Origin of the sequence: Sphingomonas sp. CBMAI 2297, assembly GCF_029870595.1 — a bacterium.
GTDB lineage: Bacteria > Pseudomonadota > Alphaproteobacteria > Sphingomonadales > Sphingomonadaceae > Sphingomonas.
The window spans coordinates 473,189-496,090 of sequence record NZ_JAPDIR010000001.1; the positions used below are offsets into that span (position 1 = coordinate 473,189).

22 protein-coding genes are annotated in these 22,902 nt (G+C 67.9%); 6 read left to right on the plus strand and 16 right to left on the minus strand.

All coding sequences use genetic code 11. The features are described 5' to 3' along the window. Positions 1–80: 80 nt before the first annotated feature. From pepF to groES, 3 genes are all read right to left on the minus strand, one after another. Positions 81–1,946: an oligoendopeptidase F gene (gene pepF, locus OMP43_RS02400; RefSeq protein WP_280277989.1), complete on the minus strand. Its 1,866-nt coding sequence runs from the start codon at positions 1,944–1,946 to the stop codon at positions 81–83. 498 nt (positions 1,947–2,444) lie between these two features. Then, positions 2,445–4,088: a chaperonin GroEL gene (gene groL / locus OMP43_RS02405; protein ID WP_280277990.1), complete on the minus strand. Its 1,644-nt coding sequence runs from the start codon at positions 4,086–4,088 to the stop codon at positions 2,445–2,447. A gap of 79 nt (positions 4,089–4,167) precedes the next feature. Further along, the gene (gene groES / locus OMP43_RS02410; protein WP_086128153.1) at positions 4,168–4,455 is read right to left on the minus strand and encodes a co-chaperone GroES; all 288 of its coding nucleotides are present in this window, start codon (positions 4,453–4,455) and stop codon (positions 4,168–4,170) included. A gap of 279 nt (positions 4,456–4,734) precedes the next feature. Between groES and sppA the strand changes: the two genes are divergently transcribed. The 3 genes from sppA (at position 4,735) to OMP43_RS02425 (ending at position 7,647) form a co-directional block, all read left to right on the plus strand. Beyond that, positions 4,735–6,627, plus strand: coding sequence for a signal peptide peptidase SppA (gene sppA / locus OMP43_RS02415; protein WP_280277993.1), 1,893 nt, complete (start codon positions 4,735–4,737; stop codon positions 6,625–6,627). Beyond that, on the plus strand, positions 6,624–7,199 hold the full coding sequence (locus OMP43_RS02420; protein ID WP_280277994.1) for a GNAT family N-acetyltransferase: 576 nt from the start codon (positions 6,624–6,626) through the stop codon (positions 7,197–7,199). The genes sppA and OMP43_RS02420 overlap by 4 nt, the downstream gene beginning before the upstream one ends. Positions 7,200–7,260: 61 nt before the next feature. Continuing rightward, positions 7,261–7,647, plus strand: a complete 387-nt coding sequence (locus OMP43_RS02425) for a hypothetical protein (protein WP_280277995.1) — start codon at positions 7,261–7,263, stop codon at positions 7,645–7,647. A 122-nt stretch (positions 7,648–7,769) separates the two neighbouring features. Here OMP43_RS02425 and OMP43_RS02430 read toward each other — a convergent pair whose 3' ends face one another. Next, positions 7,770–8,327 (minus strand): hypothetical protein, encoded by a 558-nt coding sequence (locus OMP43_RS02430; protein ID WP_280277996.1) that lies wholly within the window; start codon positions 8,325–8,327, stop codon positions 7,770–7,772. 38 nt (positions 8,328–8,365) lie between these two features. Continuing rightward, a complete protein-coding gene (locus tag OMP43_RS02435) occupies positions 8,366–9,001 on the minus strand; it encodes a TRIC cation channel family protein (protein ID WP_280277997.1) in 636 nt (211 codons plus the stop codon). Positions 9,002–9,064: 63 nt separating this feature from the next. On the opposite strand from OMP43_RS02435, the gene OMP43_RS02440 reads away from it, so the two are divergent. Beyond that, positions 9,065–9,730: a YoaK family protein gene (locus OMP43_RS02440; protein WP_280277999.1), complete on the plus strand. Its 666-nt coding sequence runs from the start codon at positions 9,065–9,067 to the stop codon at positions 9,728–9,730. Positions 9,731–9,771: 41 nt separating this feature from the next. On the opposite strand, the gene OMP43_RS02445 is transcribed toward OMP43_RS02440, so the two are convergent. The 10 genes from OMP43_RS02445 to OMP43_RS02490 all read right to left on the minus strand — a co-directional run bounded on the left by OMP43_RS02445 (position 9,772) and on the right by OMP43_RS02490 (position 20,819). Then, positions 9,772–11,106, minus strand: coding sequence for a serine hydrolase (locus OMP43_RS02445; protein ID WP_280278000.1), 1,335 nt, complete (start codon positions 11,104–11,106; stop codon positions 9,772–9,774). A gap of 105 nt (positions 11,107–11,211) precedes the next feature. Then, positions 11,212–12,606, minus strand: a complete 1,395-nt coding sequence (gene lpdA / locus OMP43_RS02450) for a dihydrolipoyl dehydrogenase (protein WP_280278002.1) — start codon at positions 12,604–12,606, stop codon at positions 11,212–11,214. 198 nt (positions 12,607–12,804) lie between these two features. Beyond that, positions 12,805–14,007 (minus strand): 2-oxoglutarate dehydrogenase complex dihydrolipoyllysine-residue succinyltransferase, encoded by a 1,203-nt coding sequence (odhB, locus tag OMP43_RS02455; protein WP_280278003.1) that lies wholly within the window; start codon positions 14,005–14,007, stop codon positions 12,805–12,807. 28 nt (positions 14,008–14,035) lie between these two features. Then, the gene (locus OMP43_RS02460; protein ID WP_280278004.1) at positions 14,036–16,972 is read right to left on the minus strand and encodes a 2-oxoglutarate dehydrogenase E1 component; all 2,937 of its coding nucleotides are present in this window, start codon (positions 16,970–16,972) and stop codon (positions 14,036–14,038) included. Between the two features lie 114 nt (positions 16,973–17,086). Further along, positions 17,087–17,971, minus strand: a complete 885-nt coding sequence (gene sucD / locus OMP43_RS02465) for a succinate--CoA ligase subunit alpha (protein ID WP_183999614.1) — start codon at positions 17,969–17,971, stop codon at positions 17,087–17,089. A 4-nt stretch (positions 17,972–17,975) separates the two neighbouring features. Further along, positions 17,976–18,563: a hypothetical protein gene (locus OMP43_RS02470; protein WP_280278007.1), complete on the minus strand. Its 588-nt coding sequence runs from the start codon at positions 18,561–18,563 to the stop codon at positions 17,976–17,978. A gap of 8 nt (positions 18,564–18,571) precedes the next feature. After that, positions 18,572–19,078, minus strand: coding sequence for a hypothetical protein (locus OMP43_RS02475; protein ID WP_280278008.1), 507 nt, complete (start codon positions 19,076–19,078; stop codon positions 18,572–18,574). After that, positions 19,071–20,033 carry a malate dehydrogenase gene (gene mdh, locus OMP43_RS02480; protein ID WP_280278009.1) on the minus strand — a complete coding sequence of 321 codons (963 nt, stop codon included), beginning with the start codon at positions 20,031–20,033 and terminating at the stop codon, positions 19,071–19,073. The genes OMP43_RS02475 and mdh overlap by 8 nt, the downstream gene beginning before the upstream one ends. A gap of 160 nt (positions 20,034–20,193) precedes the next feature. After that, on the minus strand, positions 20,194–20,484 hold the full coding sequence (locus tag OMP43_RS02485; RefSeq protein WP_280278011.1) for a hypothetical protein: 291 nt from the start codon (positions 20,482–20,484) through the stop codon (positions 20,194–20,196). 5 nt (positions 20,485–20,489) lie between these two features. Beyond that, on the minus strand, positions 20,490–20,819 hold the full coding sequence (locus tag OMP43_RS02490; protein WP_086128170.1) for a YbjQ family protein: 330 nt from the start codon (positions 20,817–20,819) through the stop codon (positions 20,490–20,492). A gap of 102 nt (positions 20,820–20,921) precedes the next feature. On the opposite strand from OMP43_RS02490, the gene OMP43_RS02495 reads away from it, so the two are divergent. Next, positions 20,922–21,290, plus strand: coding sequence for a hypothetical protein (locus OMP43_RS02495; RefSeq protein ID WP_280278012.1), 369 nt, complete (start codon positions 20,922–20,924; stop codon positions 21,288–21,290). Then, positions 21,290–22,432 (plus strand): glutathionylspermidine synthase family protein, encoded by a 1,143-nt coding sequence (locus OMP43_RS02500; protein ID WP_280278013.1) that lies wholly within the window; start codon positions 21,290–21,292, stop codon positions 22,430–22,432. The genes OMP43_RS02495 and OMP43_RS02500 overlap by 1 nt, the downstream gene beginning before the upstream one ends. A 4-nt stretch (positions 22,433–22,436) precedes the next feature. On the opposite strand, the gene OMP43_RS02505 is transcribed toward OMP43_RS02500, so the two are convergent. Further along, positions 22,437–22,844: a VOC family protein gene (locus OMP43_RS02505; protein ID WP_280278014.1), complete on the minus strand. Its 408-nt coding sequence runs from the start codon at positions 22,842–22,844 to the stop codon at positions 22,437–22,439. Positions 22,845–22,902 lie beyond the last annotated feature (58 nt).

A 22,902-nucleotide genomic window follows, 5' to 3' on the forward strand; every position in this document is an offset into this window, starting at 1 on the left:
CCGCTCCCCCCCACCCGGCCACCCATGGAATATTGCCGTTGGGTGGCCGGGTGGGGGGGCGGGCTGGTCCCGCCGACAAGCTAGCCGACCAGCGCCTCGGCCTGGTCGAGCACGTTCTTGAAGTCCGCGATCAGCGCCTGGTACGGGGCCGGGCTGGCCATATCGAGGCCGGCGCGCTTCAGGATCTCGGTCGGATAGTCCGATCCGCCCGCCTTCAGCACCGACAGATAATTGTCGCGCTCCTTCGGGCCGCCCTTCAGGATCGACTGGGCGAAGAAGGTCGCCGCCGAGATGCAGGTGGCATATTGGTAGACGTAGAAGCTGTTGTAGAAATGGGGGATATAGGCCCATTCGTTGGCATATTCGGGCGCCAGGATCAGGTTCGGCCCGTGATAGGTGCGCAGCAGCTCGCCATAGACCTTGGTGAACTTCTCGCCCGACAGGCCCTCGCCCGCTTCCGCCATGTCGTGCGCCTTCAGCTCGAACTCGGCGAACATGGTCTGGCGGAAGAAGGTACCGCGATAATTCTCCATCTGCTGGCCAAGGTAGAAGAGCTTCTCTTCCCTGGTCTTCGCGTTCTTCATCAGGTGCGCGAACAGCAGCTGCTCGTTCAGGGTCGAGGCGATCTCGGCGAGGAAGATCGGATAATCGGCCTTGTCATAGGGCTGGGCCGAATTGGCGAGCAGCGAATGGAGCGCATGGCCCCATTCGTGCGCATAGGTGCTCATCCCGTCATATTTGTCGCTCAGGTTGAGCAGCAGATAGGGATGCACGTCGAACGCGCCGGGGTTCATGTACGCGCCCGGCCGCTTGCCCTCGCGGGGCCACGGATCCATCCACTTGGCCGCGGTCGCCTTGGCGATGCGCGCCTGATAGTCGGGGCCGAGCGGCTTCACCGCTTCCAGCGTGGTCGCGCGCATCTGGTCGAGCGTGTAGCTGCGGTCCATCGAGACGAGCGGCGGATAGATGTCGTAATAGCCGATGTCCGGCAGCTTGAGCATCTTGCGGCGCAGCTCGAAATAGCGGTGGAGCTGGGGCAGGCCCTTGTTCGCCTCGGCCACCAGCGTGCGGTACACCGTCTCGGGCACGTTGTTGCCGGAGAGCGCGCGGGCCAGCGAGGTCGGGTATTTCCGCGCCTTGGCGTAGAAGATGTCGCCGCGAACCTTGGCGCCATAGGTCGCGCCGAACGAGTTCTGGAACTTGCCGTGCGCGGTCCAGAAGGCGTTGAACACCGCCTTGCGGTCCTCGCGGTTGGGCGCGTCGCGGTTGAGCGAATAGCCCTGCGAATCGAGGCGCACCTGCTTGCCGGTCGACAGGGTGATCGTCGGCCAGGGAATGTCCGACGAGCGCAGCTGGCCCGAGATCTCGCCCGGCGCGGCCAGCGGCGATCCGGCGCTGGCGAGGATCGCCTCGCCCTCGGGCGAGAGCGTGTGCTCGGCCTGGCGCAGCGTGTCCGCCAGCGCGAAGTCGAAGCGGGTGCGCAGCGTCGCATTGGCGGCGAGGAAGGCGTCGATCTTCGCCTTGCCCAGCGTCAGCAGCTCGGGCGAGGTCCAGGAACAGGCCTCGCCGAACGCCGTGTAGAGGTCGCGCGCCTGCGCCAGCTTCTCCTGGTTGGCCGAGATGCGGACATCCTCGTCGCCCTTCAGGCTGGCATAGGTATAGATGCGGCCGATCGTGCGGCCGAGATCCGACTGGAGCACCAGTGCCTGGGCGAGCATGTCGGCGCTTTCGCCGAGCCGGCCCTTGAACCGGGCGACGGCCGGAATCGCGGCGAGCGCCTGCTTGCGGGCATCCTCCCAGGCGGCGTCGCCGGCATAGAGCTCGCTCAGGTCCCATTGCGCCCCGGCGGCGGGCGCGGCGGCCTGGCGTGCCCATGCGGGCAGGGCGGCGACGGCGCCGGCGAACGCGGCGGCGGCCAATGCCTCGCGGCGAGAAAGTTCGGTCATGTTCCAGTTCCCCGAGAGCGCGCCTGTAGGCCGGCGCTGTGGTGAGGCGGCCAATCTGTCGCGGTTTCGAGGGGAAAGGAAGTGCTTTGTCGACCTATGACGCCAGCACGCTTCGCTTCAGCGGGCGCCCTTGGGCGTGACGATCCAGTCGCGCTTGGCGCGCCGCGTCATGTGTACGCCGCAATACCGACACTTACTGACGAACTTCTCGACCTCGCCTACGCGTTGCACATGCTTTTCGGAACGCTCGTGTCGACCCCCGACGCAACGGATGCGCCCGGCAATCCAATTATACACCTAACCACCCCCATTGGCTGACCCATCGCTACCTCTTCCATCCTCAAAATGGGGTCAAGCAGGTAACCGCGCGAATTCGCGAAAATCGGAAATGTTCCGGAAACGATACGGATATGTTTCGCGCCCGTGCCGCGGGCTCCCGACGGACGAAAGGCCGGGGATCGCTCCCCGGCCTTCCTGGTTCCGGCGGGACGGAAGGACTTAGAAGTCCATGCCGCCCATGCCGCCCATGCCGCCACCCATGGGGGGCATGGCGGGCTTGTCTTCCGGCAGCTCGCTCACCGCCGCTTCGGTGGTGATGAGCAGGCCGGCGACCGAAGCCGCGTCCTGGAGCGCGGTGCGGACGACCTTGGTCGGGTCGATCACGCCGGCGGTGACCAGGTTCTCGTACACGTCGGTCGCGGCGTTGAAGCCGAGCGAGGTGTCGGTGCCCTCGATCAGCTTGCCCGCGACGACGGCGCCGTCATGGCCGGCATTCTGCGCGATCTGCTTGAGCGGCGCGGTGATCGCCTTGCGGATGATGTCGACGCCGCGGGTCTGGTCGTCGTTCGCGCCCTTCAGGCCCTCGAGCGCCTTGGTGGCATAGAGCAGCGCGGTGCCGCCGCCCGGAACGATGCCCTCTTCCACGGCCGCGCGAGTCGCGTGGAGCGCGTCGTCGACGCGGTCCTTGCGCTCCTTCACCTCGACCTCGGTGGCGCCGCCGACCTTGATCACGGCCACGCCGCCGGCGAGCTTGGCGAGACGCTCCTGGAGCTTCTCGCGGTCGTAATCGCTGGTGGTGACTTCGATCTGCTGGCGGATCGCGTCGGTGCGGCCCTTGATCGCATCGGCTTCACCGGCGCCATCGACGATGGTGGTGTTGTCCTTGTCGATCGTGACGCGCTTGGCGGTGCCGAGCATGCCCAGGGTAACCGACTCGAGCTTGATGCCCAGGTCTTCCGAGATGACTTCGCCCTTGGTGAGGATCGCGATGTCCTCGAGCATCGCCTTGCGGCGATCGCCGAAGCCCGGCGCCTTGACGGCCGCGACCTTCAGGCCGCCGCGCAGCTTGTTGACCACCAGCGTGGCCAGCGCCTCGCCCTCGATGTCCTCGGCGATGATCAGCAGCGGACGGCCCGACTGCACGACCGCCTCGAGGATCGGCAGCATCGACTGGAGGTTCGACAGCTTCTTCTCGTGGATCAGGATGTACGGATCGGCGAGCTCGACCGACATCTTCTCCGGGTTGGTGATGAAGTACGGGCTCAGATAGCCGCGGTCGAACTGCATGCCCTCGACGACGTCGAGCTCGAACTCGAGACCCTTCGCCTCTTCGACGGTGATCACGCCTTCCTTGCCGACCTTCTCCATCGCCTCGGCGATCTTCTGGCCGACTTCGACGTCGCCATTGGCCGAGATGATGCCGACCTGGGCGACTTCATTGGTGCCGGCGACCGGCTTCGAGCGCGACTTCACGTCCTCGACCACCTTGGTCACGGCGAGATCGATGCCGCGCTTCAGGTCCATCGGGTTCATGCCGGCCGCGACCGACTTCATGCCCTCGCGCACGATCGCCTGGGCGAGCACGGTGGCAGTGGTGGTGCCGTCGCCCGCAGTGTCGTTCGCCTTCGAGGCGACTTCGCGGATCATCTGGGCGCCCATGTTCTCGAACTTGTCCTTGAGTTCGATTTCCTTGGCGACGGTGACGCCGTCCTTGGTGATGCGCGGCGCGCCGAAGCTCTTCTCGATCACGACGTTGCGGCCCTTCGGGCCCAGGGTCACCTTCACCGCATCGGCGAGGATGTCGACGCCGCGCAGAATGCGCTCACGGGCGTCACGCGAAAACTTGACGTCTTTCGCAGCCATTGTTCCTACCTCTCAAAATTCGTTCAGAAAGTCATAAAAGCCACGACCCCATCGCACGCGGCGGGGCCGGAAACCGGATTCAGCCGATGATGCCGAGGATGTCCGATTCCTTCATGATCAGCAGGTCTTCGCCATTGACCTTGACCTCGGTGCCCGACCATTTGCCGAACAGGATGCGGTCGCCGGCCTTGACGTCGAGCGGAGTGATCTCGCCCTTCTCGTTCTTCGCACCCGAACCGGCGGCGACGACTTCGCCTTCCTGCGGCTTTTCCTGGGCGGTGTCGGGGATGATGATGCCGCCGGCGGTCTTGGCTTCGGCCTCGACGCGGCGGACGAGCACGCGGTCGTGCAACGGACGGAAGTTCATTGCCTGATCCTTACTTCAGGGTTGATCTCGGATTTGGCACTCGCTCAGGTCGAGTGCCAGCGGCCGCGATATGCGAAGCCGATCCGCCCGCGTCAACCGGCGCGCGCCATGCCGTTGCAAATTTAGGCGGCATCGACCCCGGCGCCCGGCCCCGCGCGGCATGCCGGCAAGGCTCTCGCTGCGAGACAGATGGTCGTGCTTCCGGAATGGCACGGGCATTTACGCGTCCGCCGCGATACTCTAGCACCACGGGCATATTCCTTCGCATGGGAGCGGCACGTGAAGCTTGTTCGGGGCGCCTGGAAGATCCTGGTGGGGATCAAGGACTTTCTGGTCCTGGTCTTCATGCTGCTGTTCTTCACGATGCTGTTCGCCGCATTGTCCGCCAAGCCCAATCCGGGATCGATCCGCGACGGCGCGCTGCTGGTGGCGCTCGACGGCGCGCTGGTGGAACAGCCCGAGGAAGTCGATCCCTTTTCCCGGCTCGGCGGCGGCGGCGCGGTGAAGCAGCAGCGGCTGCGCGACGTGGTGCGCGCGCTCGACGCCGCGAAGACCGACAGCCATGTGAAGGCCGTGGTGCTCGATCTCGATCGCTTCACCGGCGGCTATCCGGCCGCGATCAGCGAAGTCGCCGCGGCCATCGGCAAGGTGCGCGCGGCCGGCAAGCCGGTGCTCGCCTATGCGACCGCCTATGCCGATGACAGCTACGCGCTCGCCGCCAATGCGAGCGAGATCTGGGTGAACCCGCTGGGCGGCGCGATGTTCGCGGGCCCGGGCGGCACCCGGCTCTACTATAAGGGGCTGATCGACAAGCTCGGCGTCAATGCGCACATCTACCGCGTCGGCAAGTTCAAGTCGGCGGTCGAGCCCTATATGCGCAGCGACATGTCGCCCGAGGCCAAGGAAGCCGATCTGGCGATGTACCAGCAGATCCTCGACCAGTGGCGGCAGGAGATCGCCAAGGCGCGGCCCAAGGCGCGCATCGCCGACTATCTGGCGAAGCCCGCGGAGACGGTGACGGCGGCCAAGGGCGACATCGGTAAGGCGAACCTGGCGATGGGCATCGTCGACAAGCTGGGCGACCGGCTGGCCTTCGGCAAGCGCGTCGCCGAGATCGCCGGCGCGCCGAGCGGCAAGCCGGCGGGCAATTTCAACCGGATCAAGCTGGCCGACTTCGTCGCCGCGCACCCGCTGCCCACCGGCGGCGACGCGATCGGCGTGATCACCGTCGCCGGCGAGATCGTCGACGGCAAGGCCGGCCCCGGCAAGGCGGCGGGCGACACGGTGAGCGCGGCGCTGCTCAAGGGCCTGGCGGGCAAGAACCTGAAGGCGCTGGTGGTCCGCGTCGATTCGCCGGGCGGCTCGGCGCTCGCCTCGGAGCAGATCCGCCAGGCGATCCTCCAGGCCAAGGCCCAGGGGCTGCCGGTGGTGGTCTCGATGGGCAGCCTGGCGGCGAGCGGCGGCTATTGGGTGTCGACCGCGGGCGACACGATATTCGCCGAGCCCAACACGATCACCGGCTCGATCGGCATCTTCGGCGTGATCCCCACCTTCGAGAAGACGCTCGCCAAGATCGGCGTGGGCACCGACGGCGTGAAGACGACTCCGCTCAGCGGCCAGCCCGACATTTATGGCGGCACCAATGCCGAGACCGACGCGCTGCTCCAGTCGGCGATCGAGGCGGGCTATGCGCGCTTCGTCGGGCTGGTCGCCGGCGCCCGCAAGCTGACGCCGGAGCGCGTCAACGAGATCGCCCAGGGCCGGGTCTGGATCGGCGGCACCGCGCATCAGATCGGGCTGGTCGACCGGTTCGGCGGGATCGACGATGCGATCGCCGAGGCGGCGCGGCGCGCCAAGCTCGATCCGGGCAAGGTCCATGCCGTCTATCTCGAAAAGGCGCCTTCGGGCTGGGCCAGGCTGATCGCCAGCTTCACCGACGACAAGGACGAGGATGGCGACTGGGCCGATCAGCCGGCGGGCGCGGACCTGTTCGCCCGGGCCGCGATCGCCCAGCGCGCGCTGCTCGCCCAGGCGCTGGGCGATGCCAGGCGGCTGGCCACCGGCGGCTCGGTCCAGGCGCGCTGCCTGGAATGCGGGGGCTTCGGCCCGGCGACCGGCAGCCTCGACGACGCGCGCCTGTTCGATGCGATCGCGGCGCGGCTCGGCCTGTGATCGGCATCCGCGCAGCCACGCCGGACGATGCCGGCGCGATCGCGGCGATCTATGCGCCGCACGTGCTTACCGGCACCGCCTCGTTCGAGATCGAGCCGCCGGAGAAGGCGGAGATGCGCAAGCGCATGCACGCGAGCGAGGGCCTTTATCCCTGGATCGTCGCGACGACGGGCGGGGCCAGCGCCAATGATCCGGACGCGGGCGTGATCGGCTATGCCTATGCGGGCAAGTTCCGCGATCGCCCGGCCTATCGCTATGTCTGCGAGACCTCGATCTACCTGACCGACGCGTCGAGCGGTTCCGGTGTCGGCCGGCTGCTCTACGAAGCGCTGGTCGGCACGCTCCGGGCCCAGGGCTTCATCCATGCGATCGGCACGATCACCCTGCCCAACGACCGCTCGATCCGCCTGCACGAGGCGGTCGGCTTTCGCCGCCAGGGCGTCTATCGCGAAGTGGGCTTCAAGCACGGCCAGTGGATCGATGTCGGCTTCTGGCAGTGCGAGCTGAACGAACCGCGCGTGCCCCCGGTCGAGCCGCGGAAATTCGCCGATATGGGGATCGTGCGGGATTGAGGGTATCGGAGGCCGGCGGGTGTCGGCGCGGCCTCCCAGTGAACGAGTGCTCCGGTCGCCTATGCCTCACTCCGTTTCCCACAGCATCGCGTTCGATGCCGCCCGCAAGCTCCTCGATCTGCGGATCGGCGGGCTGGTTTCGCCCGAGGACGCGGCCTGGATCGGCGAGGAGCTGCGCGCCGCGATCCGCGCGCTGGGCCCCGATGTCGGCAAGCATGTGACGCTCTACGACGCCAGCGGGGTGCATGTGGTGCCGCAGGAGACCGTCGAGCTGATCAAGAGCACGCTCGACAATCCCGCGGTTCGTGCGCTGTGGGCGCGCAAGGTCGCCTTCGTGGTGAGCACCGCGCTGGCCCGGCTGCAGGCGCAGCGCCTGCGCGAGGTGCGAGCGGATATCGGCATCTTCGACGATCGCGCCGAAGCGATTGCCTGGCTGATGGAGGAATAGGGCCAAGGCCGCGGCTTGATCCGCAAACTCAGTCATCCCCGCCTGCGCGGGGATGACGATCATTCGCGGGGATGACGATCGAAGGCGGATGGCATGGCCGGATGCTTGTTCGGGTTCCTGCCCTAGCCGGCGAGCGCCGCGAGCTGCCGGTCGGCCTCGGCCACGCCGGTGTTTCCGCCGGGGAACAGGGGGCCGAGCGCGGCATAGAGGCCGCGGGCGTCGATCCAATAGGTGCGCGCCGCCTCGCGTTCGCCCAGTGCCGTCGCGAGGAGCGCCACGCCGCGCAGCATGTTGGCCATGGCGAGCGGCGGCGTCTCGGGATCGGCGCGATACAGGTCGAGCGCCTCGTGCAGGCATGCCGCGGCATTGGCCAGCCGATCCTGTTCGAGGAACATCTCGCCGGCATGGCGCAAGGCATGCGCGAGCCCGGGGCCGTCGCCCGCGCGCCGATGCAGCGCGATCGCCTCGACCTGGTCGTGCAGCGCCCAGTCGAGATCGCCGGCATCCCGCGCGATCTGCGCCTGGCGGCCGAGCGCCCGTGCCGCGCCCGAAAGGTCGCCCTCCCTGCGGAACAGCGCGAGCGCCTCGCCAAAGGCGGTGCGTGCCAGCGCGGGCTGCCCGCCGCGACGGGCAGCCTCGCCGCGCTCCAGCGCGTCCCGGCCGCGACTCGATTGCTCCATGCCGCCATCCTATGCCGCAAGCGGCGACGGGCAAAGGCTCAGCGCCGGCCCCGATAGGCGGGCAGGCCGAGCTTCCACACGATCGCCGCGGCGCGCAGGCCGAAGCCGGCACCGGCGGCGAGCAGTCCGGCGGCGAAGACCGGCAGTCCGGCCTGCGCCAGCACCACCTGGAGCATCGCGGTGAGCGCGGCGGCGGTGACATAGAGTTCGGGGCGCATCAGGATCGAGGGCTCGCCCGCCAGCACGTCGCGGATGATGCCGCCCGCGCAGGCGGTGACCACGCCCATCACCGCGGCCGGCACCGGCGGAATGCCATATCCCAGCGCCTTGGCGGCGCCGAACGCGGCATAGGCGGCCAGGCCCAGCGCATCGAGCCAGGCGAAGGTGGCGTCGTTCCACCAGCGCTGGGGCGTGCTCCATACGAGCACCGCCACGGCGAGGATCAGCGCCGCGACGGTCGCGTCGTGCACCCAGAAGACCGGCGCGCCGATCAGCAGGTCGCGGATCGTGCCGCCGCCCACGCCGGTGACCAGCGCGAAGAAGGCGGCGGTGACGAAGGTCTGGGCCCGGTGCGCGGCGGCGAGCGCGCCGGTCGCGGCGAACAGCGCGATGCCGAACATGTCGAGCCAGGGCAGGATCGGCCCGATGCGGGCGGCGGCGAGAGCGGCGTCCATCCGTCTTGTTTCTCTCCGGCAACGGCTTGCTGTCAAACGCGCATCCGGGGCATGAGTGCGGCCATGCAGCGTACCGAGTCTCCGCTAGTCGTCATCGCCATCTGCCTTGCCGCGCTGGCCGGCTTCGTCGATGCCCTGGCCTTTACCAGCCTGGGCGGCTTCTTCGCCTCGTTCATGAGCGGCAACAGCACGCGGCTGGGCGTGGGGCTGGGGGCCGGCCTGCCCGGCGATGCGGCGGTGGCCGGCGGGCTGGTGATGAGCTTCGTCAGCGGCGTGATCATCGCCAGCGTGGTGACGCGCTGGCGCCAGGCGCGGTTCCGCGAGAGCCTGATGCTGGTGGTGACGGCGCTGCTCGCCGCCGCGGCCACGCTCGCCAGCCTGTCGCCCGGGCCGCTCGTGCTGATCTTCCTCGCCATGGCGATGGGGTGCGAGAACGGCATCCTCCACCGCGAGGGCGAAGTGACGGTGGGCGTCACCTACATGACCGGATCGCTGGTCAAGCTGGGGCAGAAGCTGGCGGACGCGCTGATGGGCGAGCCCGATCGCTGGGCCTGGACGCGCTACCTGTTCCTCTGGCTCGGCTTCATCGCCGGCGCGGTGATGGGGGCGGCGAGCCATGTCCGCTGGGGCTGGACGGCGCTGTGGCTGGCGCCGATCGCCAGCGCGGCGCTCACCTTCGCGCTGGTGCGGATCCGGCCGAAGCTGAGCGGGCCCTGGGCGGTGCGGTGATGGAGGGGTGCTGCGGGCGGCGATGATGGCGGCCCGAGGCCCTATTTCCGCACTCCCTTCTGGTCGCGCCCGTTCTGGTGCAGCACCGCGCCGGTGACCTTGCCCGATGCGTCGCGCGTGAAGTCGATCTGCGCATCGACCGCGCGGTAGAAGAAGCGGTCCTGCGCTTCCGGGAACAGATCCAGCGGTCCCTGGCCCGTCGCCTGGGCGATCAACCGGTCGCCCTCGGCGCGGATGGTGATGCCGAAGCTCGGGTTTATTTCGTAGGTGCCTTCATAGGATTTGAGGATCGCGGGTGCGAGCTTCACCGCCTGGCGTTCGCTGGGCAACGTGACCGTGCCGCCGCGCGCCAGCGTCATCATCGCGCGGCCCAGCGTGCTTGCGCCATTGCCGTTGATATTGGCGAGCGCCACCACGGTGATCTTGCGATCCGGATCATAGCCGAGCCAGGTGTTGAAACCGTCGATCCCGCCGCTGTGCGAGATCGTGGTCGCGCCATCCCTGGTCACCGCGCCGATGCCGAATGCGTAATTGTTCTTGTACGGCGTGCGCATGGCCGCGAGCGATTCGGGCTTGAGCAGCTTGCCGCCGAACAGCCCGGTCTCCCATTTCAGCAGGTCGTGGGTGGTCGAATAGAGCGCTCCCGCGCCTTGGGGGATCGACATGTCGATATAGTCGGCATTGACCACCACGCCCTGGCGCGGGCTGTAGCCCGAGGCGCGATGCGGAATCACCCGCGCATGATCGTCATAGCCGCTGTCCGCCATGCCGAGCGGCTTGAAGAGGTTCTCCGCGACGAAGCTCGCATAGGACTGGCCGCCTGCCTTCTCGACGATCGCGGTGAGCAGGACATAGCCCGAATTCGAATATTTGAACTGCGTGCCCGGCTCGAAATCGAGCGGCTTGTCGCTGAACCGCGCGATCAGTTCGGGCAGCGTCACCGGCAGCGTCTTGGTCTTCTCGTAATTCTCGAACCCGGTGAAGTTGGGCACGCCAGCGCTGTGGGTGAGCAGGTGGAACACGGTCACCTTGTCCCAGGCCGCCGGCGCATCGGGCAGGTAGGTCTTTATCGGGGTATCGAGGCGCAGCTTGCCGCGTTCCTGAAGCAGCAGGATCGAAGCGGCGGTGAATTGCTTGGTCAGGGAACCGAGGCGAAACCGGGTTTCGCCGTCGTTCGGGATCTTCCATTCGAGATTGGCCGAGCCATAGCCCTTGTCGAACAGGATCTTTCCGTCCTGGGCGACGAGGATAGCCCCCATGAAGCCGTTCCTGTCGGCTTCGGCGCTGGCGGCCTTGTCCATGCGCGCCGCATCCTGGGAGAAGGCGGGCGCGGCGAGGGCGGTCGCCGCCAGCAGGCCGAACAGGATGTGACGCATGAAGAACTCCCCTATGTGTATTGTTTGAGTAACACGCACAGGGGAGAGCTGCAAGGGGTCGGATACCGGATGGTTGGCCGCAGCCTGCGCCGCCGCCGTCTCGGCTCAGATGTGGATCGGCTTGCCCTGCACCGCCATCGCGGCTTCCTTGAACGCTTCCGAATGGGTCGGGTGGGCGTGGCAGGTATAGGCGATGTCCTCGCTGGTCGCGCCGAACTCCATCGCCTGGGCGGCCTGGGCGATCATCGTGCCGGCGACCGAGGCGATCATCCACACGCCGAGCACGCGGTCGCTCTTGGCATCGGCGATCACCTTCACCCAGCCGTCCGGCTCATGGTTGGTCTTGGCGCGGCTGTTGGCGATCATCGGGAACTTGCCGACCTTCACCTCGGTGCGCTCCTTGGCCTGCTCCTCGGTCAGGCCGACGCCGGCGATCTCGGGCCAGGTGTAGACCACGCTCGGAATCACGTCATGGTTCACGATGCCGGTGAGGCCGGCGATGTTCTCCGCCACCGCGATGCCTTCGTCCTCGGCCTTGTGGGCGAGCATCGGGCCCGGCACGACGTCGCCGATCGCCCAGATGCCGGGAACCGAAGTGCGGAAGTCATGGTCGATCTCGATCTGGCCGCGCTGGTTGGTCGAGAGGCCGGCGGCCTCCAGGCCCAGGCCCGACGTGTTCGGGCGGCGGCCGATCGACACCAGCACCGCGTCCGCCTCGATCGTCTCGGCGGCGCCGCCGGCCGAGGGTTCGACGGTGAGCATGGCCTTGTCGCCATTGACCTGCACGCCGGTAACCTTGGTGGAGAGCTTCAGCTCCATGCCCTGCTTCTTGAACAGCTTGCCCGCTTCCTTGCGGACCTCGCCGTCCATGCCGGGCAGCAGCTGGTCGAGATACTCGACCACGGTGACCCTGGCGCCGACGCGGCGCCACACCGAGCCGAGCTCCAGGCCGATCACGCCGCCGCCGATGACGACGAGATGCTCGGGGACCTTGGGCAGCTCGAGCGCGCCGGTGCTGTCGACCACGACCTTCTGGTCGATCTCGACGCCGGGCAGCGGAGTGACCGAGGAGCCGGTGGCGATGACGATGTTCTTCGCCCGCACCTCGCGGTCGCCGACCTTGACCGAATCCTTGCCGGTGAAGCTGGCATGGCCCTTCAGCCACTCGACCTTGTTCTTCTTGAACAGGAACTCGATGCCGCCGGTCAGGCCCTTCACCGCGTCGACGCGCTGGGCGTGCATCGCGTCGAGGTCGAGCTCGACCGTCGGGGTCTTGATGCCGAGCTTGGCGAGCTTGCCGCTGGCGGCTTCCTCATAGAGCTCGGAGGCGTGGAGCAGCGCCTTGGAGGGGATGCAGCCGACATTGAGGCAGGTGCCGCCCAGCGTCGCGCGGCTCTCGGCGCACGCGGTCTTGAGGCCCAGCTGCGCCGCGCGGATCGCCGCGACATAGCCGCCCGGGCCCGAACCGATCACCAGCACGTCGAAATCATAGTCGGCCATTTGCTTCTCTTTCGTCTCTGCGACGGGAACTGGCGGCGGCGCGGGCGGAAGGGTCTCCGCGGGTGCCGGGGCCGGCTCGATCATCGGGGAGGCTGCTTCTTCCCGCCTCCGCTTGCGCTTCCACAACCACATAGGATGACCCGCCCCGCCTGCAACCCATGAGGGTTAGTGGCGGAGCAAGTCAGTTTTACGACCGCCTTACAGGTCGATCAGCAGCCGGGTCGGATCCTCGATCGCGTTCTTCAGCGCGACGAGGAAGGTCACTGCCTCGCGGCCGTCGACCAGGCGGTGGTCGTAGCTGAGCGCGAGGTACATCATCGGACGGATCACGATCTGGCCGTCGCGGACCACCGGGCGGTCCTCGATACGGTGCAGGCCGAGCACGGCCGACTGGGGCGGGTTGATGATCGGGGTCGACATCAGCGAGCCGAACACGCCGCCGTTCGAGATGGTGAAGGTGCCGCCCTTCATTTCTTCCATCTTCAGCGTGCCGTCCTTGGCGCGCTTGCCGAAATCGCCGATCGTCCGCTCGATGCCGGCGACCGACAGCGTCTCGGCGTCGCGGATCACCGGCACGACCAGGCCCTGCGGAGCCGAGACGGCGACCGAGATGTCGCAATAATCGTGATAGACGATCTCGTCGCCCTCGATCGAGCCGTTGACGCCGGGGATGTCCTTGAGTGCCATGCAGGCGGCCTTCACGAAGAAGCCCATGAAGCCGAGGCGGACGCCGTGCTTCTTCTCGAACAGATCCTTGTACTTGGCGCGCGCCTCGATCACCGCGGTCATGTCCACGTCGTTGAACGTGGTGAGCATCGCGGCGGTGTTCTGCGCTTCCTTCAGGCGCTTGGCGACGGTCTGGCGCAGGCGCGTCATCTTGACGCGCTCTTCCTTGCGGCCATTGGCCGAGGAAGCGGCCGGCGCGGCGGCGGGCGCCGGAGTCGCGGCCGGGGCCGGCTTGGCGCTGGCGGCGGCGATCACATCGTCCTTGGTCAGGCGGCCGTCCTTGCCCGTGCCCTGCACGGTCGAGGGGTCGACGCCGGTCTCAAGCACCGCGCGGCGCACCGAGGGCGAGAGCGCGGCAGCCTCGGTCGCGGGCGCGGCGGCCGGAGCGGGCGCCGGGGCCGGCGCCGCGGCGGGAGCCGGGCTCGGCGCGGTGGCGGCACCGCCTTCGCTCACCACGGCGATCACCGCGCCGACCTCCACCGTGTCGCCCACCTTGACGAGCTGCTCGCCCATCACGCCGGCGACCGGGCTGCCCACTTCCACGGAGACCTTGTCGGTCTCCAGGCTCGCGATCGGCTCGTCGAGCTGCACGGGATCACCCGGGTTCTTCAGCCATTCGCCGAGCGTGGCTTCGGTGATCGATTCACCCAGCGTCGGGACTTTAACGTCTGCCATTGTCTTTCCTCGTTCCCTGGGGACGGTCTCAGTTGTTGCGGGTGCGACGGATCTCGTCGCGGACATTGTGGCCAAGGGCATCGGCGATCAGCGCGCCCTGCTCGGCCTGGTGGCGCTTCATCAGGCCGGTGGCGACCGCAGCGGCCGGCGCGCGGCCGGCATAGCGCGGACGCCGCACCTTGCACTTCGCCTCGGCCAGGCTGGCCTCGATGAAGGGCTCGACAAAGGTCCAATAGCCGTTGTTCTTCGGCTCTTCCTGCGCCCAGATCACTTCCTCGACATTGGCCATGCGCGCGATGCGCTTGGCCAGCGCCTCGCCCGGGAAGGGATAGAGCTGCTCGATGCGGACGATCGCGGTGTTCTGGTCGCCGGCCGCGTCGCGCGCCTCGATCAGGTCATAGGCGACCTTGCCGGTGCACAGCACCAGCCGCTTCACATCGGCATCGGCCGGCGCGCGCGGATCCGACAGGATGCGCATGAAGTGGCTGTCGCCCAGGAAATCCTCGGCCCTGGACACCGCCATCTTGTGGCGCAGCAGCGACTTGGGCGTCATCTGCACCAGCGGCTTGCGGAAGTTGCGGTGCATCTGGCGGCGCAGCAGGTGGAAATAGTTGGCCGGCGTCGTGATGTTGACGACCTGCATATTGTCTTCCGCGCAGAGCTGGAGATAGCGCTCCGGGCGCGCCGAGCTGTGCTCGGGGCCCTGGCCCTCATAGCCGTGCGGCAGCAGCATCACCAGGCCGTTGGCGCGCAGCCACTTGGCCTCGCCGGCGGCGATGAACTGGTCGATCATGATCTGCGCGCCGTTGGCGAAGTCGCCGAACTGCGCTTCCCACAGCACCAGCGTCTTCGGATCCGCGAGCGCATAGCCATATTCGAAGCCGAGCACGCCATATTCCGAGAGCGGGCTGTCGAGCACTTCGAACGTGCCGTGCGGGATGGTGCTGAGCGGGATGTAGCGATGCTCGTCCCGCTGGTCGACCCAGACGGCGTGGCGCTGCGAGAAGGTGCCGCGGCCCGAATCCTGGCCGGACAGGCGCACGCCATAGCCTTCCGACAGCAGCGCGCCAAAGGCCAGCGCCTCGCCGGTCGCCCAGTCGAAATTCTCGCCGGAGGTGAACATCGCGCGCTTGGCATCGAGGACGCGGCCCAGCGTCTTGTGGATCTCGAGATCGGCGGGAACCTCGGTCAGCGTGCGGCCCAGGCTGTCGAACAGCTTCTTCTCGATGCCGGTGTCGACCGAGCGCCGCGCATTCTCGGTATCGGCAGGCGCCGACAGGCCCGACCAGCGGCCGCCGAACCAGTCCGCCTTGTTGGGGAGGTACGACTTGCCGGCCTCGAACTCGCCTTCGAGCAGCAGGTTGAACTGCCTGGTGCGCTCGTCGACAAAGCCCTGGTCGATCACGCCCTCGCCGATCAGCTTGCGCGCATAGACCACGCTCACCGACGGATGCTGGCGGATCGCCTTGTACATCAGCGGCTGGGTGAACGAGGGCTCGTCGCCTTCATTGTGGCCGAAGCGGCGATAGCACCACATGTCGATCACGACGTCGCGCTTGAAGGTCTGGCGGAACTCGATCGCCATCTTGCAGGCGAAGGTGACCGCTTCGGGATCGTCGCCATTGACGTGGAAGATCGGCGCCTGGACGCCCTTGGCGACGTCCGAAGGATAGGGCGAGGAGCGCGCGAATTGCGGGCTCGTCGTGAAGCCGATCTGGTTGTTGATCACGAAGTGCAGGCAGCCGCCGGTATTGTAGCCGCGAATGCCCGAGAAGCCGAGGCACTCCCACACGATGCCCTGGCCGGCAAAGGCCGCGTCGCCGTGCAGCAGCACGGGCAGCGAGCCGGTGTGCTGCTCCAGGTCGTTGGCGATCGTCTGGATCGCGCGGGTCTTGCCGAGCACCACCGGATCGGCGGCCTCCAGGTGCGAGGGATTGGCGACCAGCGACATATGGACGCTGATCCCGTCGAACTCGCGATCGGTGCTGGTGCCGAGGTGGTATTTCACGTCGCCCGAGCCGCCAACGTCATCCGGGTTGGACGAGCCGCCCGAGAATTCGTGGAAGATCGCGCGGTACGGCTTCGACATCACATTGGCGAGCATGTTGAGCCGGCCGCGATGGGCCATGCCGTAGACGATCTCGCGCACGCCGAGCTGGCCGCCATATTTGATGATGGCTTCCATCGCCGGGATCATCGCTTCGCCGCCGTCGAGGCCGAAGCGCTTGGTGCCGACATATTTCTTGCCGCAGAACTTCTCCCACTCCTCGGCCTCGATGACCTTGGAGAGGATCGCCTTCTTGCCGTCCGGCGTGAACTGGATGGCCTTGTCCTTGCCTTCCATCCGGTCCTGGAGGAAGCGGCGCTCCTCGACATCGGCGATGTGCATGTATTCCAGGCCGACATTGCCGCAATAGTTCGCGCGCAGGATGTCGACGATCTCGCGGACGGTGGCCTTTTCCAGGCCGAGCGCGCCGCCGAGATAGATCGGGCGATCGAGATCGGCGCCGGTGAAGCCGTGATATTCGGGCGTCAGGTCGGCCGGCACGTCCTGGCGGGCCAGGCCGAGCGGATCGAGCGTGGCGGCGAGGTGGCCGCGGACCCGGTAGGTGCGGATCAGCAGCATCGCGCGGATCGAATCGCCGGCGGCGCGGGCGATGTCGGCTTCCGACGCGGCCGGGCCGGCGGGCTTGGCGGCAGGCGCGGCGCCGCCTTTGGCGGGCTTGGGCGCCGGCTCCATCTGGGTCGGGTCGAGACCGGCGGTGAGGGCATCCGTATCGGCGAGCGGCCAGCGCGGGTTCGCCCAGCTGGGGCCCGAGGCAGTGTTCTCGAGGCCCTCGAAGAATTGCTGCCACTGCGGCTCGATGCCCGTGGGATCCGCCTTGTAGCGGCGGTACAGCGTTTCAACGAAGGCGGGGCTCACCCCACCGGCAACCTGCTCGAAATCCAGGCCCTCATAGCCCATCGTCAATTCCTCAATCGTCACCCCGGCGAAAGCCGGGGTCCCAGGCCGATTGCACGGCCTAACCGCACGAGATCCGGCCCGGACCGGGTCCGGGGCCGGATGACGGCCTAGTTGTTAACCCTTGAGCACTTCCACAAGGGTCGAGCCCAGCTCGGACGGGCTGGCCGCGACGCGGATGCCCGCCTCTTCCATCTTGGCGATCTTCTCCTCGGCGCCGCCCTGGCCGCCCGAGACGATGGCGCCGGCATGGCCCATGCGGCGGCCCGGAGGCGCCGTGCGGCCCGCGATGAAGCCGGCCATCGGCTTCTTGCGGCCACGCTTGGCCTCGTCGATCAGGAACTGCGCGGCTTCCTCTTCGGCCGAGCCGCCGATCTCGCCGATCATGATCATCGACTGGGTCGCGTCGTCCGCGAGGAACAGCTCGAGCACGTCGATGAAGTTGGTGCCGTTGACGGGGTCGCCGCCGATGCCCACCGCGGTGGTCTGGCCCAGGCCGGCATTGGTGGTCTGGAACACCGCCTCATAAGTGAGGGTGCCCGAGCGCGAGACGACGCCCACCGAGCCCTTGGAGAAGATCGAGCCCGGCATGATGCCGATCTTGCACTCGCCCGGGGTCAGCAGGCCGGGGCAGTTCGGGCCGATCAGGCGCGACTTGGAACCCGAAAGTGCGCGCTTCACCTTGACCATGTCGAGCACCGGAATGCCTTCGGTGATGCAGACGATCAGCGGCACTTCGGCGTCGATCGCCTCGAGGATCGAGTCGGCGGCGAAGGGCGGCGGCACGTAGATGACCGAGGCGTCGGCGCCGGTCTTGGTGACGGCCTCGGCGACGGTGTCGAACACGGGCAGGCCGATATGCTCGGTGCCGCCCTTGCCGGGGGTCACGCCGCCGACCATCTGCGTCCCATAGGCGAGCGCCTGCTGGGTGTGGAAGGTGCCGGTCTCACCGGTCATCCCCTGGGTGATGACCTTGGTGTTCTTGTTGATCAGGATGCTCATGCGTTCACTGGGCTCCAGGCGCTTTGGATTCGGTTGGGGAGGAGGAGCGCAGCACGACCCAGCCGCCATAGGCGGCGGCGGTCAGGCGAACGCTGTCTCGTGCGGAAGTGGCGACCGACGCGCCGACCGCGCTGGCGGTCGGCCGGGCGGTGAGGGGCACGCTATCCTCATTGGGGAGGACGACCTTGCGCGCGGCGAAATAATCGTCGTCGGACAGCGCGTGCCACAGCACGATGCAGCTGTCCCCGATCGGCACGCCGCTGGGCGCGGCGGTGGGCGGCATCAGATAGAGCTGGCCGCCGGCGATCCGGTAGATGGCGTTGGGCACCTGCGCGGCGGCGGGCGCGGGCAGCTTCTCCGCCTCGCCGCGCGTGGCGACCGTGCTGGCGCCGAGCGCGCGCCGCGCGGCGGCGGGGAGCGCGGCGAAGCCGACCGACTCCGCGACGCTCTTGCTCAGCCGCACCGCGCCGTTGACGCAGGCCGCCTGGAACAGCGGCACCGGCTCGGCCGGCGCGGTGGGCGTAGCCTCCTGCGCGGCGGCGGGGGCGGCGGCGAGGGCGAGCAGGCCAGTCAGGACCCGCATCCTTTTCATGCGCTGGCTCATTGCGCTCCTTGCAGCGGCAATTGGGTCGATCTGGTCCCGATGGTGATATCGAGCGCGCCTTCCAAGTGCTTGTCCCTGTGAAGGAGCAGGACGATGCCGCCTATCGCCCAAAGGGTATCGCCATCCTTCTCGTGAACGGGCTGGCTCTTCAGGGCATCAATCAGCGCGGCGCGAGCCGCCGCCTGATCGGTTCCCGCAACCAATTTGGCAACGACCACGCAGCCATGCGGTTTACCCGAAGGGCCGATTGCGGCCAGTATCACGCCATCGCCACGGCTGAATAGCGGGACCCAATCGCGGAAGGGACGTTCGGGCAGTTCTGCGGCACTATGACGGCTCCAGCCTTCTGCGACCAGCCCGTCCGGGTCGAACCTATCGATGGCCAGATGCCGCAGGCAGGCCGTTGCCGCCCCGGCAAACAGCTTCGGATCGGCGTCGCGCAACAAAGGCGATGCCGTCTGAGGTGCGAGCGCGAGCGCGACGAAGGCGATCGCGTTAAGCAAGGCTCTCGTCGATCGCCTTGCAGGCCACCAGCAGTTCCTTGACCGCGTCGACCGAGACCGTGAGGTTGGCCTTGGCTTCGTCGGTCAGGTTGATCTCGATGATCTTCTCCACGCCGTCCTTGCCGATGATGATCGGCACGCCGACGTACAGATCGTCGACGCCGTACTGGCCGGTCAGGTGCGCGGCGGCCGGCAGGACGCGCTTCTTGTCGTAGAGATAGCTCTCGGCCATCGCGATCGCCGAAGTGGCGGGCGCGTAGAAGGCCGAGCCGGTCTTGAGCAGGCCGACGATCTCGCCGCCGCCCGAGCGGGTGCGCTGCACGATCGCGTCGATGCGCTCCTTGGTCGAGAAGCCCATCGCGATCAGGTCGCTGACCGGGATGCCCGAGACGGTCGAATATTCGAGGACCGGGACCATGGTGTCGCCGTGCCCGCCGAGCACGAAGCTGTTCACGTCCTTCACCGAGACCTGGAATTCCTCGGCGAGGAAGTGGCTGAAGCGCGCCGAGTCGAGCACGCCGGCCATGCCGACCACCTTGGTGTGCGGGAGCCCCGAGAATTCGCGCAGCGCCCAGACCATGGCGTCGAGCGGGTTGGTGATGCAGATCACGAATGCATCCGGCGCATTGGCGGCGATGCCCTCGCCCACGGCCTTCATGACCTTGAGGTTGATGCCGAGCAGGTCGTCGCGGCTCATGCCCGGCTTGCGGGCGACGCCGGCGGTCACGATGATCACATCGGCGCCCGCAATGTCCGCATAGTCGTTCGAGCCGGTGATCCTGGCGTCGAAGCCTTCGACTGGGCCGCACTGGCTCAGGTCGAGCGCCTTGCCCTGGGGCACGCCCTCGACCACGTCGAACAGGACGATGTCGCCCAGGCCCTTGAGTGCGGCGAGGTGGGCGAGCGTACCGCCGATGTTGCCGGCGCCGATCAGCGCGATCTTCTTGCGGGCCATGGAAACTCCCTATGGGTCTGGTTCAACCGGACACAGACGCGCGTACCGGCGCGCCGGTGAAAGCGGTGGCGGCTTAGGCCCATAATAGGAGAGTCGCAACCCATGAAAGCGGAGGGCCGCGGAATATCTTTGCAACTAATTCGCAAGTGCAATAAGCAACTTACGCCTCTTCGCGGGCATCGACATAGCGCCGTTCGCCCGTGGCGGGATTGAACCATACGACCACGAGCCGGCCACTCTCCTCGTCGAGAAAGCGTTCCGCGGTGGGCTGCCAGCCGGCCGCGTCGGGCGGCGTGCCGGCGCCGCGATAATGGAAGCGTTCGAACAGCGTGCCGAGCAGCAGCAGCCCGGCGGCGACCAGCATCGGCCAGGCGGTGGCGTCCCACAGCGTCATCGCGACGGCGGCGGCGAACCAGAGCGCGGCCGCGACCGTCACGATCAGGCGGAGCATCCCGATCAGTCCAGCGGGGCCGGGTCGAGCACCACCGCCGTGCCATAGGCGACGACTTCGTTCATCGCCTGGGCGATCTCGCCCGAGTCGAAGCGCATCATCACGATCGCATTGGCGCCCATCGCATGGGCGTTGGCGACCATCCGGTCGATCGCGTGGCGACGGGCATCCTCGACCAGCCGCGTATATTCGGGGATCTCGCCGCCGACGATCGAGCGCAGCGAGGCGCTGATGTTGCCGCCGATGCCGCGGCTGCGGACGACGACGCCGAACACCTGCCCCAGGGTGCGGACGACGCTGTGGCCCGGAATATTCTCGGTAGTGGTGACGATCATGGTTCTACCCCGTGAGTCGGTGGCGCCATCCTGCCGGTGCGCGGACGGATTGCCAAGCGCCGCGCCATGCTGATAGCTCTCCGCCCCGAACAGGGGGGCGGGATGCACGGGAAGATCGATTTTTCGGTGCTCAAGGTGACGGCGGCGACTTCGGCGGCGCTGCTGGCGAGCGGCTGCGGGGGCGGCCAGCTGGTTGCGAACCAGCCGACCCAGCTGTGCGTCGACGCCGGCGGCCGGCGCATCGCCGATGCGAGCTGCGGCGGCGGGCGCGGCGGCGGCGGTGGCCTGGGCGGGGGGCATGCCTATTATGTCGGCCGCGGCCAGCGCGTGCCCGAGATGGGCGAGGTCGCCCGGGGCGGCTCGATCCGGCCGAGCGCCGGCGTCTCCTATTCGAGCGCGAGCAGGGGCTCGGTGTCGCGCGGCGGCTTCGGGCGCTCGGCCGGCTTCCATGGCGGCTTCGGAGGCGGGTGATGCGGCGCACCCCGGTCGCCCCGCGGCCGGACTGGCAGGCTCGGGTCGAGGCGCTGGGCCTCGTCTGGCACAGCATGGACGGCCGCCCCTATTGGGACGAAAGCGCCTGCTATCGCTTCAGCCTGAGGGAAATCGAGGAGATCGAGGCGGCGACGGCCGAGCTCTACCGGCTGTTCCTGGCGGCGGGCGAGCATGTCCTTGCCAGCGACCTGCTCGGCAGCTTCGGCATTCCCGAGCCGGCCTGGGCCGCGATCCGGCGGGCCTGGGACGAAGAGCCGCCCGCGCTCAATTTCGGCCGCTTCGATCTCGGCTATGCCGGCGACGGCCCGCCCAAGCTGTTCGAGTTCAACTGCGACACGCCGACCAGCCTGGTCGAGGCCGCGGTGATCCAGTGGGACTGGAAGGAAGCCGTCTTCCCGGCGCTGGACCAGTATAACGGCCTGCACGAGAAGCTGGTCGCGCGATGGCGCGACATCGCGCCGCTGCTCCCGGGCGGCCATGTTCATTTCGCCCATGTCGCGGACGCTGCCGGCGAGGACACGGTCACCATCGCCTATCTGCGCGACACGGCGCAGGCGGCCGGGCTCGCCACCGCCGCGATCCGCATGGAGGATATCGGCTGGAACCATGACGCGCGGCGCTTCGTCGACCTGCGGGACCAGGTGATCGAGAACTGCTTTCACCTCTATCCCTGGGAATGGCTCCTCGCCGAGGACTTCGCGCCGGCATTGCTGGAGAGCCTGGGCGGCACGCGCTGGATCGAGCCGATCTGGAAGATGATCTGGAGCAACAAGGCGATCCTGCCGGTGCTCTGGGAGCTGTTCCCCGGCCATCCGAACCTGCTCCCCGCCGGCCGGCGCCGGCTGCCCGGCGGCGACCAGGTCGCCAAGCCGCTGCTCGGGCGCGAGGGCGCGAACGTCTCGATCCTGCGTGGCGGCGAAGTCGTCGCCGAGACCGGCGGGCGCTATGACGAGAGCGGCTGGATCTACCAGGCGCTCTATCTCCTGCGCGACTTCGGCGGCGGCTATCCGGTGATCGGCGCGTGGATCGTCGATGGCGAGCCCGCCGGCATGGGCATCCGCGAGGACGGCCTCATCACCGGCAACACCGCGCGCTTCGTGCCGCACGTGATCGAGGGCTGAGCCCTCAGCCCTGGCCCGAAAGATCCTGGTAGAGCATCAGGGCATTGCCATCGGGATCGTAGAAGGTGAGCAGCCGGACCATGCCGGGGATCTCCTGCGCCGGCCCGTCCTGGCGCACGCCGGCCGCATCGAGCGCCGCCTTGGCCGCGTCGAGATCGACCACGCCGAAAGTGAGCGTCGCGCCGCCGCCCTGGATCACCTTCTCGACCTGGGCGAGGCCGACCGTCACGCGCGTGACCGGGCTCTCGAACTCGCACCAGGCGATCTCGTCCATCCGGTAGAGAAGGTTCATGCCCAGCACGTCGCGATACCAGGCGATGCCGGCATCGAGATCGCGGACGTTGAGCGCGCAGGTGAGGCCGCCGTCAAAGCCGATGGCGGCGCGGGCGGGGGCTTCGAGCGTGGTAGCCATGTCGATTCTCCGACTCTTGAGTTCCATTTGTATAGTCGATATGAATTTGGAGATGGAG